This window comes from Cellulomonas sp. Root485 (genome assembly GCF_001426705.1).
Lineage (GTDB): Bacteria > Actinomycetota > Actinomycetes > Actinomycetales > Cellulomonadaceae > Cellulomonas.
In genome coordinates, this window is the sequence record NZ_LMFC01000001.1 from 479,209 (window position 1) to 491,289 (window position 12,081).

Sequence of the window (12,081 nt, forward strand, 5' to 3'; positions counted from 1 at the left end):
TCCGCCCTAGCCGACCCTGCCTCACGGAGCCGCCGCCCATGTCATCCTCCGAGAACCAGCGCCCGATCCGCCGCGCCCTCGTCAGCGTCTACGACAAGACCGGCCTGACCGAGCTCGCCGAAGCCCTGCACGCCGCCGGTGTCGAGATCGTCTCCACCGGTTCGACCGCCTCCACCATCGCCGCCACCGGTGTCCCGGTGACCCGCGTCGAGGAGCTCACCGGCTTCCCCGAGTGCCTCGACGGGCGCGTCAAGACGCTGCACCCGCGGGTGCACGCGGGCGTGCTGGCCGACACCCGGCTCCCGGAGCACCTCGCGCAGCTGGACGAGCTGGGCATCGCGCCGTTCGAGCTGGTCGTCGTCAACCTCTACCCGTTCACCGCCACGGTCGCGTCCGGCGCTGGTCCTGACGAGTGCGTCGAGCAGATCGACATCGGCGGCCCGTCGATGGTCCGCGCAGCCGCCAAGAACCACCCGAGCGTGGCCGTCGTCGTCGACCCCGCGCGGTACACCGAGGTCGCTGCCGCCGTCGTGGCGGGCGGCTTCACGCTGGCCGCCCGACGCCTGCTCGCGGCGGACGCGTTCGCGCACACCGCCGCGTACGACGCCGCGGTCGCCAGCTGGTTCGCCGCCGACTACGCGCCCGACGAGGAGGCTGCGGCCTCGGGCTTCCCGGCGTTCACGGGGACCACGTGGGTGCGCGGCGAGGTGCTGCGCTACGGCGAGAACCCGCACCAGAAGGGGGCGCTCTACCTGACGCCCGACGGCGCGGCGGGGCGCGGGCTGGCCGGTGCGCAGCAGCTGCACGGCAAGGCCATGAGCTACAACAACTACGTCGACGCCGACGCCGCCTGGCGGGCCGCGCACGACCACACCGACCCCGCCGTCGCGATCATCAAGCACGCCAACCCGTGCGGGATCGCGGTGGGCACCGACGTGGCCGACGCCCACGCGAGGGCGCACGCGTGCGACCCGGTCTCCGCGTTCGGCGGCGTCATCGCCACCAACCGCACCCTGACGGCGGCCGCCGCCGAGCAGATCGCGCCGGTGTTCACCGAGGTCGTCGTCGCCCCTGGCTTCGAGCCCGAGGCCCTCGAGATCCTGGCCCGCAAGAAGAACATCCGGCTCCTGCAGGTGACGCCGGTGGACGGTGTCCGCACCGAGCGGCGCGCGGTCAGCGGGGGGCTGCTCGTGCAGGAGCTCGACCAGGTGGACGCCCCTGGCGACGACCCGGCGGCCTGGACGCTGGCGGCGGGTGCCGCGGCCGACGACGCCACGCTCGCCGACCTGACGTTCGCCTGGCGGGCGGTGCGCGCCGTGAAGTCGAACGCGATCCTGCTGGCCGACGCGGGGGCGTCCGTGGGTGTCGGGATGGGCCAGGTCAACCGCGTTGACTCGTGCCGGCTCGCGGTCGAGCGGGCCAACGCCGGGGACACCGAGCGCGCGCGGGGGGCGGTCGCCGCGTCGGACGCGTTCTTCCCGTTCGCCGACGGTGCCCAGGTCCTCATCGACGCCGGCGTGCGGGCCATCGTGCAGCCGGGCGGCTCCGTCCGGGACGAGGAGGTCATCGCCGCCGCGCAGGCCGCCGGCGTGACGCTCTACCTCACGGGCACGCGGCACTTCGCGCACTGAGCTAGACGGACGCTTCCCGCAGGGGCCGCCCCGGGTCGACCGCCAGCGTGCGGTCGAGCCGGGGCAGGCCCGGCGCGGTGAACAGCTTCCGGGCGGCGCCGACGTCGCGCGGCCGGTCGACCGTGAGGATCGCGCCGACATCGGCGGACCCCCGTCGGAACCACAGGGCGCCCCAGCCCTCGCCGCCGGCCGGGTCGCCGCGCAGGACCACCTCGTCGTCGGGGTGCGGAGCGCCGAACAGGGTCAGCTCGTGGCCCAGCTGCGTGGAGAACACGTAGGGCGCCACGTCGGTGACGGCGTCGGCCGGGGTGCCGAGCAGGTCCGCGACGAGCGCCGCCGGCCCGCGCAGCGCGCCGTCCCAGTGCCCGCCCGGCACCCAGCCGTGGCGCGGGGAGCGGCGCAGTGCCACGTCGCCCACCGCCCGGACGCTCCCCGGTGCGCCGAGGACCCGGTGGTGCTCGTCGACCCGCAGCGAGCCGTCCTGCTCGCGGGGGAGCGCACCGGCCAGCCAGTCGGTGGTCGGCCGCGCACCGACCGCCGCGAGCACGACGTCGGCGGCGACCAGCTTGCCGTCCGCGAGGCTCACCCCGTTGGTGCCGACCTCGACCACGTGCTCGCCGGTCAGCAGCCGGACTCCCGCGGTGGCATACCAGGGGACGGTCAGCTCGCCGACGGTCGGACCGAGCGCCGCGACCAGCGGGGCGCCGTTCGCCTCGACCACCACGACGTCGACCCCGGCCGCCGCGGCGACACCGGCCACCTCCGCGCCGATCCAGCCCGCGCCGATCACGACCAGCCGCGCGCCCGGCACGAGCGCCGCGCGGAGCCGCTCCGCGTCCGCGGCGGTGTGCAGGGTGAGGGCCGCCTCCCACCCCGGGGGACGGACCGCGTGCGCGCCGCTGGCCACGACGAGGGCGTCCGCGCTGAGCACGCCGTCGTCGGTGAGCACCCCCGGTCGCGCACCGGACAGCGAGAGCCCGCGCGCCGGGGTGCCCAGACGGACCTCGTCCGCGAGCGAGAGGAGGTCGGCACCGAGCTCGTCGGCGAGCCACGTCGGGCGCGGTCGGTCCAGGAGGTGCTTCGACAGCGGCGGACGGTCGTACGGGGCGATCCCCTCGGCGCCGAGCACCACGACCCGTCCGTCGTACCCCCGCTCACGCAGCGCCGCGACCGTCTGGGTCGCCGCGAGACCTGCTCCGACGACGAGCACGTCACGTGGTGGTCGGGGACCGGCGTGGTCGCTGTGGTCGTCGTGGGTCCGGGCGGGCACCTCGCAACGGTAGTCTCCCGTCGGGAGGCACGAGCGAGATGGTGAAGGAGCGCATGAGCGGGGCAGCCGGGGTACGCCGCGCCACTGGCGCTCACCCGCACACCGCCGACCCCCTGCGCCAGGAGCCCCCCGTGCCTGACCGGCCGGCACCCGACCAGCCCTCCACCGGCCCGATCCCGGTCGAGGAGGCGCCGCTGGACCCACGGGCGATCGCGCGGGCGTCCCTCGACGCCGCGCGCAACGTGTCGCTGTGGTGGACCAGCTCCGGGATCGTCGTGGCCACCGTCGTGGCCCTCGTCGTCGGCACCCGGGCGGGCGCGTTCGTGCTCGCCGGCGTCGCGCTGGTGTGCGCGGTCGTGCGTGCCGTGCTGCCGTCACCCGGCCCCGTGGCGATCTCCGTACGGGCCAAGGCGCTCGACGTCGCCGTCCTCGTCCTGCTCGGTGCAGGCCTCGCGGTGCTCGCCCAGATCCTGCCGCGCTGACCGCACCGCGGACCGGACGCACGGACGCCCGGGACCGCGAGGGTCCCGGGCGCCCGGGTCGTGCGGTCTCAGGTGCGGGTCAGCGCTCCGTCACCACGAGGACGTCGTCCGTCGTGACGTACGCGTCGTCCTCCTCGAGCAGGTTGTCCTCGGCCGGCTCCGCGGCGAACGCGCGGTAGATCAGTCCGGCCAGGGCGGCACCGACCAGCGGTGCGACCCAGAACAGCCAGAGCTGGCTGAGGGCCCAGCTGTCGGAGAAGATCGCCGAGGCCGTCGAGCGCGCCGGGTTGAGCGAGGCGTTCGTCACGGGGATCGCGACGAGGATGAGGACCGCGAGCGCCAGGCCGATGGCGAACGGCGCCTGGACGTTGGCGGACCGGCGGTCCGTCGCGCCGAGGATGATGCCGACGAACACGGCGGTCACGACGATCTCGACGAGCAGCGCGATGACCAGCGAGAACTCGACCTGGCCCTGCGAGGCCACCGACAGCGGCGAGTGCTCGGCGTAGCCGTTGGACACGCTGCTGAAGAAGCTCTTCGACGACGCCTCGGCGCCCTGGTTGAGCAGGCCGGGAAGGGTCGCCGGGATGGTGATGAACAGGATCGCGGCCGCGAGGATGCCGCCGACGAGCTGCGCGAGCCAGTAGGGAAGGACGTCCTTCCAGGCCGTCCGGCCACCGATGGCGGCGCCCAGCGTGACGGCCGGGTTGAAGTGCCCGCCCGAGACGTGGCCGACGGCGATGATGCCGGCGAGGACCGCGATGCCGAAGCCGAGGGCGACGCCGAGGGTGCCGCCCAGCCCGCTGACCGTGGAGTACAGCGCGATGCCGAGGCCGACCAGCACCAGGGTGAACGTGCCGAACGCCTCGGCGCCGAGGCGGGCGACCAGGCTCGGGCCGGTCACGACGACCGTGCCGGCCGGGACCACGTAGGCGTCGAGCTCCTCGACGACGACGTCCTCGTCGGCCTCGGGCTCGGCGGCCGGCTCGACGACCGGCTCGGCGGCGGGTGCCGGGGTGTCGGCGGCGGCTGCGGCCGTCGCCTCCTCGGGTGCGGGCGTGCCGGCAACGGTGGTCTCGTCGGGCTCCGGGGAGCCTGCGGCCTTGTCGGGGTTGTCCTGTGACATGTCGATCCTGTCGTGAGTAACCGTCGATGGAAGGGCGGTGCGCGCGGAGCCTGCCACGTCCGACTGTGCGGTCGTGGTGACGCGCTGAGCAGCGTCTCGCCCCTGGTGGGTGCCAGCATGCCAGTCCTGGTGCCTGCGGTCACGGTGCGCGCCGAGGGGCGGACTCACGCAGATCTCTCGACGTCGAGTAATCTTGTCCCCGGACCCGCGCCGGCAGACGTTCCATCGTGCCGTGCCCCCTTCCGTCCCCAGCACAGGAGATCCCCGCATGGCGAAGATCAAGGTTGTCGGCCCGGTCGTCGAGCTCGACGGCGACGAGATGACGCGCATCATCTGGCAGTTCATCAAGGACCGCCTGATCCACCCGTACCTCGACATCGACCTGCGCTACTACGACCTGTCGATCCAGCACCGCGACGCCACCGACGACCAGGTGACCATCGACGCGGCGAACGCCATCAAGGAGCACGGCGTCGGCGTCAAGTGCGCGACGATCACGCCCGACGAGGCCCGCGTCGAGGAGTTCGGCCTGAAGAAGATGTGGGTCTCGCCCAACGGCACCATCCGCAACATCCTCGGCGGCGTCGTCTTCCGCGAGCCGATCATCATCAGCAACATCCCGCGCCTGGTGCCGGGCTGGAACAAGCCGATCATCATCGGCCGTCACGCGTTCGGTGACCAGTACCGCGCGACCAACTTCAAGGTTCCCGGCGCCGGCTCGCTGACCATGACGTTCACGCCTGCCGACGGGTCGGAGCCGATCCACCAGACGGTCGTCACGTACCCCGAGGGCGGCGGCGTCGCCATGGGCATGTACAACTTCAACGACTCGATCCGCGACTTCGCACGCGCCTCGTTCGCCTATGGCCTGCAGCGCGGCTACCCGGTGTACCTGTCGACGAAGAACACGATCCTCAAGGCCTACGACGGCTCGTTCAAGGACATCTTCCAGGAGGTGTTCGACGCCGAGTACGCGGCGGACTTCGCGGCCGCCGGGCTCACCTACGAGCACCGCCTCATCGACGACATGGTCGCCGCGGCCATGAAGTGGGAGGGCGGCTACGTCTGGGCCTGCAAGAACTACGACGGTGACGTGCAGTCCGACACGGTGGCCCAGGGCTTCGGCTCGCTCGGCCTCATGACGTCCGTGCTCATGACGCCCGACGGCAAGACGGTCGAGGCCGAGGCTGCCCACGGCACCGTCACTCGCCACTACCGCCAGCACCAGGCCGGCAAGCCGACGTCGACCAACCCGATCGCGTCGATCTTCGCCTGGACCGGTGGCCTGAAGCACCGCGGCAAGCTGGACAGCACGCCCGAGGTGACGCAGTTCGCGGAGACGCTCGAGCAGGTCGTCATCGAGACGGTCGAGTCCGGTGCCATGACCAAGGACCTCGCGTCGCTCGTCGGCCCGGACCAGGCGTGGCAGACCACCGAGGAGTTCCTCGAGACGCTCGACGCCAACCTGGCGGCCAAGCTCGCCTGACCTTGCGGTTCGCGACGGCGTCCACCCGACCTGGGTGGGCGCCGTCCGTCGTCTGCGGGGTAGCGTGAGGGCGCCGTCGTCGTCGATCGAAGGAGCCCGTTCCGTGGCCAGCTCGCCCGTCACCGTCACCGTCACCGGAGCTGCCGGGCAGATCGGCTACGCGCTGCTCTTCCGCATCGCGTCCGGCCAGCTGCTCGGCGCCGACACCCCGGTCCGCCTGCGCCTGCTGGAGATCCCGCAGGCCGTCAAGGCCGCGGAAGGCACCGCGATGGAGCTCGACGACTGCGCGTTCAGCACGCTGGACAGCGTCGAGATCTACGACGACGCGACGGCCGCCTTCGACGGCGTCAACGTGGCACTGCTCGTCGGTGCCCGGCCGCGCACGGCCGGCATGGAGCGCGGCGACCTCCTCGCCGCGAACGGCGGCATCTTCAAGCCGCAGGGCGCGGCGATCAACGCGGGCGCGGCGGACGACGTGCGGGTGCTCGTGGTGGGCAACCCCGCCAACACCAACGCCTTCATCGCGGCGTCGCACGCGCCGGACGTGCCGCGCGAGCGGTTCACGGCGATGACGCGCCTGGACCACAACCGCGCGGTCTCGCAGCTGGCCGCCAAGACGGGTGCGAAGGTCGCGGACATCGCGCGGCTCACCATCTGGGGCAACCACTCCGCGACGCAGTACCCGGACCTGTCACACGCCACGGTCGGTGGGCGGCCCGCGCTCGAGGTCGTCGGCGACGACGCCTGGGTGCGCGACACCTTCATCCCGACCGTGGCCAAGCGCGGTGCCGCGATCATCGAGGCACGCGGCGCGTCGTCGGCGGCGTCCGCTGCCAACGCCGCCATCGACCACGTGCACACGTGGGTGCACGGCACGCCCGCGGGCGACTGGACGTCGGCGGGCATCGTGTCTGACGGCTCGTACGGCGTGCCCGAGGGACTCATCTCCTCCTTCCCGGTGACCTCGGTCGACGGCAGCTGGCAGATCGTCCCCGACCTGTCCGTCGACGAGTTCTCGCGGTCCCGGATCGACGCGTCCGTCGCGGAGCTCGTCGAGGAGCGCGACGCGGTGCAGGCGCTGGGCCTGCTCTGAGCTGCTGCTCACCATGTGGGCGGAGGAAGTGCAGGTCTCGCGTCCCGGCACCGGCGTCGCGGCGTTCCTCGGCTGGGTGCTGCTCGGTGCCGGGATCGGTGCGGGCCTCGGGCTCGGGATCCCGGGCGGCCTGTTCGTCGCGCTGGGGCTGCTGCTGGTCGGTGGTCTGCTCGTCGTCCGGCAGGGCCTGCGCCCCGCTCAGGCCGGTGTCGTCACGGGCCTGGGTGCCCTCCCGTTCGCGCTCGCGTGGCTGAACCGGCAGGGGCCGGGGACCGTCTGTTCCGACGGGGTGACCGGCGCGTCCGCGTGCGTCGTGCAGTCGAACCCGTGGCCGTACGTGCTCGTCGGCGTGGCGCTGGTGGCGGTCGGTGTCGTGATGTTCCGGCGTCTGCGCCGCGCGCCGGGACCTCTGGTGGAGCGGTGATGGTGAGGGTGGCCATCCGGGTACGGCCCGGTGCGTCCCGCACCGCCGTGGGCGGGACGCACGCGGACAGGCTGGTGGTCGCGGTGGGGGCGCGCGCGGTGGACGGCGCCGCGACGCGGGCGGCCCTGGACGCCCTCGCGGAGGCGCTGGGGCTGCGGCCGCGCCAGGTCCGGCTGGTCTCGGGGGCGACGAGCCGCGACAAGGTGGTGGAGGTCGACGCGGACGACGCGGAGGTCGCTGTGCGGCTCGCCGCGCTCCGCGGCGGCTAGAGGACGGACCTGATCGCGTCCGCCAGCGCCTGCGGATTGTCGTGCTGGACGAAGTGCCCGGCCCCGGGCAGCACGCGCACCTCGACGCCCAGCAGGTCGTGCAGCGCCCGGGCCGCCCGGTGCCGGGCCGGCGGGGAGAGCTCGCCGACGGTCACGACGACGCGGCCCTGCCCCGGGAACAGCGCCGCCGGCTCGAACCGGCGGAACATCGCGAGGTCGCGCGCGACGGCGTCCGGGTCGGCCGGTGCCATCGCCGGTGTCCAGGAGGGTCCGTAGAGCGCGGCGCCGAAGCCGGGGACGCCCCCGGAGGTGAACCCGGCGACGACGTGGTCGAGCAGGCCGGGCACCAGGGACCCGACGGCCGGCTCGTGCAGGACGGCGGCCGCGATCCTGCGGTCCGATGCCAGGGCGAGGCCGAGCGTCGCGCCGCCGGAGACACCGACGACGACCGCGCCGTCCGCGTCGTCGGCCAGCGCCTCCAGCTCGGTGGGGAGGTCGCCGCTGCTCGCCCGGTCGGGGGCGACGACCTCGACGCCGTCGCCGCGCAGGAGCTCGCGCACCCGGTCCCATACGCGGGACGTCGTCGCTGCTCCGTGCACCAGGAGCACGCGCGAGGTCGCCATGGCGTGAGCGTAGGCGCCGCCCCAGGTGAGACACGCAAGCGTTACCTATGTCTCGAATGTCCGAAACATCTCGCTCCTAGCCTCCCGTCATGGATACACGAGCGGATACCGCTGTGGATACTCCTCCGCTCGCGCGGTCACCACGATGACCACCGACGCCGTCGCCCGCGCCCGAGGCCGGGTGGGCAAGCCCGCCGCGCTCCTCGAGGTGCGCAGCCTGTCCAAGCGCTTCGGCGAGGTGCAGGCGAACTGGGACGTGGACCTCACCGTCCTGCCCGGCACCGTGCACGGCCTGATCGGGGAGAACGGGGCCGGCAAGAGCACGTTGCTCAAGATGATCTACGGCGTCTACACCCCCGACGAGGGGCGCATGTTCGTCGACGGGGCGCCGGTGTCGCCGGGCAGCCCTGCGGACGCCCGGGCTCTCGGCATCGGCATGGTGTTCCAGGACCTGCGGCTGGTGCCGGCGCTGACGGTCGCGGAGAACATCGCCCTCGCGCTGCCCGACGGGCCGACCCTGCGCCTGGCCCGGCTGGCCGCGCGGATCGCGGAGGCGTCGGAGGCGTACGGGCTGGCCGTCGACCCGTCCGCGAAGGTCCGGCACCTGTCCATCGGCGAACGCCAGCGCGCGGAGATCCTCAAGGTCCTCATGACCGGCGCGCGCCTCGTGATCCTCGACGAGCCGACGAGCGTGCTGGCGCCGCAGGAGGTCGAGGCGCTGTTCGGTGTCGTGGCGCAGCTGCGCGACCAGGGCCTCGGCGTCGTGCTGGTGACGCACAAGCTGGGGGAGGTGCGCACCATCGCCGACCAGGTGACCGTGCTGCGCGGTGGGCAGGTGATCCTCAACGCGGAGGACCCCGGGAACTTCTCCGACGCCGAGCTGGTCGAGGCGATGGTGGGCCGACGGGTGCCGCCCCTCGCGGTGGAGCGCGTCGCGGTGCCGCCGCGCGAGCAGGCCGTGCTGGAGCTGCAGGGCGCCACGGCTCTCGGCGACCGCGGGCACGTCGCGCTCAAGGGGGTCGACCTCGAGGTCTACCCGGGTGAGCTGGTCGGCGTGGCGGGTGTCGCCGGGAGCGGTCAGAAGGAGCTGTGCGAGGTCGCGCTGGGGCTACGCCCGGTGACGTCGGGCGCGGTCCGCGTCGGCGAGTCGGTGCACGGGCTGACCGGTGCGGTCGCCGTACCGGAGGACCCGGTCGTGGACTCCGTGGTGCCGGGCCTGACGGTGCTGGAGCACATGGTGCTCGACGGACGGGCGGTGCCACGTCGTGGGCTCGGGATCGACTGGCCGGCCGTCGGGGCGCGGACCGCGGTGCTGGACGAGCGGGTCGGTCTGCACATGGCACCCGCCAAGCGGACCCTGTCGTCCCTGTCGGGCGGCAACATCCAGCGGGTCCTGCTCACGCGCGAGCTGGGCCAGGACGCCTCGCTCGTCGTCGCGGCCTACCCCAGCCGCGGGCTGGACGTCGCGAACACCCGGCGCACGCAGGAGCTGCTGCTGGAGCACCGGGCCCGCGGGGCGGGCGTGCTCATGGTCTCGGAGGACCTCGACGAGCTCATCGCCGTGGCCGACCGGATCGCGGTCATGCACGACGGGCACCTGGTCGGGGTCGTCGACACCGCCGGTGCCGACCGGATGTCCATCGGACGACTGATGCTCGGAGGCGTGGCATGAGCCAGGAGACGGAGAAGGCTGCCCCACCGCTGCCGCCCCCGCCGGCACCGCAGACGACGGACGGCCGGGGAAGGTTCCTCAGCCGTGGCTCCACGCTGCTGCGCTGGGTCGGGGCGCTGATCGCGGGCCTCGTGGTGTTCGGGGCGTTCGTGCTGGCCAACGGCGCCGACCCGTTCGCGGTCTACGCCGACATCTGGACGTCGACGCTCACGCAGCCGGGGCAGTTCCAGCAGATCGTGCTGCGCGCCGCGCCCATCGCGCTCGCGGGTCTGGCCGTCGTGGTCCCCGCCCGCGCCGGGCTGGTGAACGTCGGCGGCGAGGGGCAGCTGATCATCGGTGCCGTCGCGGCCGCCGGGGTGGCGCTGTGGCTCACGCCCGTCGCGTCCCCGTGGCTCGTCATGCTGCTGATGGTCCTCGCCGCGGTGGTGGCGGGTGCCGCGTGGGCCGGGATCGCCGCCGCGATGCGGCTCGTCGTGAAGGTCAACGAGGCCGTCACCACGCTGCTGCTCAACTACGTCGCGCTCTACTCGATGCTCTTCCTCATCCTCGGTCCCTGGAAGGATCCGGCGGCCCTCGGGCAGTCCACGAGCGTCGAGCTCAACGACGCGATGAAGCTCCCGGTGTTCGCCGGGACCGCGATCCACGTCGGGGTGGCGCTCGCGGTGGTCGCGGCGGGGGCCGTCTGGTTCGCCCTGTCCCGCACGACGTGGGGCTTCCGGCTGTCGGTGGTCGGCGGCAACGCGGAGGCCGCGCGCCGGGCCGGGCTGCCCGTGGTCACGCTGCTGCTGACCGCGCTGCTCATCGGCGGTGCCCTGGCCGGCCTGGCGGGCTTCATCCAGCTCGCGGGGATGGAGTACAAGCTGCGGCCCACCTTCGGCCTGACCATCGGCTACGTCGCGTTCCTGGCCAGCTGGCTGTCGCGGCACAAGCCGCTGCCGCTGCTGATCGCGTCGCTCGTGCTGGCCGCGATCGCGGTGTCCGGCAACAGCCTCCAGATCGGCTCGGGCCTGCCGGCCGCGAGCGTCAACATCCTCATGGGTCTGGTGCTGCTGGCCGTCCTCGGCTGGACCAGCCCGCGGAAGGTGCGCTCGTGATCATCGACATCCTGGCCGGGGCGGTCCGTGGCGGCACGTCCATCATGTACGCGGGGCTGGGGGAGACGATCTCCGAGCGCGGCGGCGTCATCAACCTGGGCACCGAGGGGGCGATGCTGCTCGGGGCCCTGGGCGGGTACGCCGTGACCGCGGAGACCGGGAACCCGTGGCTGGGGGTCCTCGGCGGCGCGCTGGCGGGTGCGCTGCTGAGCCTGGTGCACGCGGTCCTCGTGGTCAGCCGGCGCGCCAACCAGTTCGCCAGCGGCCTGACCCTCTACTTCCTGGCCCTCGGTGTGACGGCGCTGTTCGGCGTCAGCTACGTGAGCCAGCAGATCAACGCGTTCACGCCCGTCCCCGTCCCGGGCCTGAGCGAGATCCCGGGGATCGGGCCGATCCTCTTCGACCACGACCCGCTGGTCTACATCGCCTACGTCGCGGCGCCGGTCATCTGGTGGGTGCTGTTCCGCACCCGCGTCGGGCTCCTGGTCCGCACCGCGGGCGAGCGGACCGAGGCGCTCGAGGTGCACGGGTACTCGGTGCAGGCCGTCCGCTACTGCGCAACCGTCGCGGGCGGTGCGCTGGCCGGTATCGGCGGCGCGCACATCTCCATCGCGTACGCCAACAGCTGGTTCGAGAACATGATCGCCGGCCGCGGCTTCATCGCGGTGGCACTCGTCATCTTCGCGATGTGGAACCCGATCCGGATCATGGCCGGCGCGTACCTGTTCGGTGCCGCGCTGTCGCTGGCGTCCGTGCTGCAGACCTCGGGCATCGCCGTGAACCAGTTCGCCCTGAACGCCGTGCCGTTCGTGCTCACCCTCGTCGTCCTGGCGGTGCTGGGCCGCCGCACGATGCTCGCCGCCCCGGACGAGCTGCTCAAGGTGTTCGACAACAGCCGCACGACCTGACCC

The 12,081-nt window shown here is 73.3% G+C and carries 12 protein-coding genes; 9 read left to right on the plus strand and 3 right to left on the minus strand.

From position 1 onward, the window contains the following. Positions 1-38 precede the first annotated feature (38 nt). Complete coding sequence (purH, locus tag ASD16_RS02425; RefSeq protein WP_055912394.1) at positions 39-1,631, plus strand: bifunctional phosphoribosylaminoimidazolecarboxamide formyltransferase/IMP cyclohydrolase; 1,593 nt, start codon at positions 39-41, stop codon at positions 1,629-1,631. Between the two features lies 1 nt (position 1,632). On the opposite strand, the gene ASD16_RS02430 is transcribed toward purH, so the two are convergent. Next, on the minus strand, positions 1,633-2,901 hold the full coding sequence (locus ASD16_RS02430; RefSeq protein WP_235523075.1) for an FAD-dependent oxidoreductase: 1,269 nt from the start codon (positions 2,899-2,901) through the stop codon (positions 1,633-1,635). Between the two features lie 131 nt (positions 2,902-3,032). Between ASD16_RS02430 and ASD16_RS02435 the strand changes: the two genes are divergently transcribed. Further along, positions 3,033-3,383: a DUF3017 domain-containing protein gene (locus tag ASD16_RS02435; protein WP_235523076.1), complete on the plus strand. Its 351-nt coding sequence runs from the start codon at positions 3,033-3,035 to the stop codon at positions 3,381-3,383. Positions 3,384-3,462: 79 nt separating this feature from the next. Here ASD16_RS02435 and ASD16_RS02440 read toward each other — a convergent pair whose 3' ends face one another. Then, positions 3,463-4,509 (minus strand): MIP family channel protein, encoded by a 1,047-nt coding sequence (locus ASD16_RS02440; RefSeq protein ID WP_055912398.1) that lies wholly within the window; start codon positions 4,507-4,509, stop codon positions 3,463-3,465. A 268-nt stretch (positions 4,510-4,777) separates the two neighbouring features. Between ASD16_RS02440 and ASD16_RS02445 the strand changes: the two genes are divergently transcribed. From ASD16_RS02445 to ASD16_RS02460, 4 genes are all read left to right on the plus strand, one after another. Continuing rightward, positions 4,778-5,995 (plus strand): NADP-dependent isocitrate dehydrogenase, encoded by a 1,218-nt coding sequence (locus ASD16_RS02445; RefSeq protein ID WP_055912400.1) that lies wholly within the window; start codon positions 4,778-4,780, stop codon positions 5,993-5,995. A gap of 103 nt (positions 5,996-6,098) precedes the next feature. Continuing rightward, positions 6,099-7,088 (plus strand): malate dehydrogenase, encoded by a 990-nt coding sequence (locus ASD16_RS02450; RefSeq protein ID WP_055912402.1) that lies wholly within the window; start codon positions 6,099-6,101, stop codon positions 7,086-7,088. Between the two features lie 13 nt (positions 7,089-7,101). Beyond that, positions 7,102-7,512, plus strand: a complete 411-nt coding sequence (locus tag ASD16_RS02455; RefSeq protein WP_157453764.1) for a hypothetical protein — start codon at positions 7,102-7,104, stop codon at positions 7,510-7,512. Next, a complete protein-coding gene (locus ASD16_RS02460) occupies positions 7,512-7,781 on the plus strand; it encodes a DUF167 domain-containing protein (RefSeq protein WP_055912407.1) in 270 nt (89 codons plus the stop codon). Before ASD16_RS02455 ends, ASD16_RS02460 begins: the two co-directional genes overlap by 1 nt. On the opposite strand, the gene ASD16_RS02465 is transcribed toward ASD16_RS02460, so the two are convergent. Next, positions 7,778-8,404, minus strand: coding sequence for an alpha/beta fold hydrolase (locus ASD16_RS02465; RefSeq protein WP_055912409.1), 627 nt, complete (start codon positions 8,402-8,404; stop codon positions 7,778-7,780). The genes ASD16_RS02460 and ASD16_RS02465 overlap by 4 nt on opposite strands. A 145-nt stretch (positions 8,405-8,549) precedes the next feature. Between ASD16_RS02465 and ASD16_RS02470 the strand changes: the two genes are divergently transcribed. Genes ASD16_RS02470 through ASD16_RS02480 form a run of 3 tightly spaced genes read left to right on the plus strand, consistent with a single transcriptional unit; the run spans position 8,550 to position 12,078 of the window. Next, positions 8,550-10,076: an ABC transporter ATP-binding protein gene (locus ASD16_RS02470; RefSeq protein ID WP_055912411.1), complete on the plus strand. Its 1,527-nt coding sequence runs from the start codon at positions 8,550-8,552 to the stop codon at positions 10,074-10,076. Continuing rightward, positions 10,073-11,170: an ABC transporter permease gene (locus ASD16_RS02475; RefSeq protein WP_082570555.1), complete on the plus strand. Its 1,098-nt coding sequence runs from the start codon at positions 10,073-10,075 to the stop codon at positions 11,168-11,170. The genes ASD16_RS02470 and ASD16_RS02475 overlap by 4 nt, the downstream gene beginning before the upstream one ends. Then, complete coding sequence (locus ASD16_RS02480) at positions 11,167-12,078, plus strand: ABC transporter permease (protein ID WP_200942808.1); 912 nt, start codon at positions 11,167-11,169, stop codon at positions 12,076-12,078. Before ASD16_RS02475 ends, ASD16_RS02480 begins: the two co-directional genes overlap by 4 nt. The last annotated feature ends 3 nt before the right edge of the window (positions 12,079-12,081 follow it).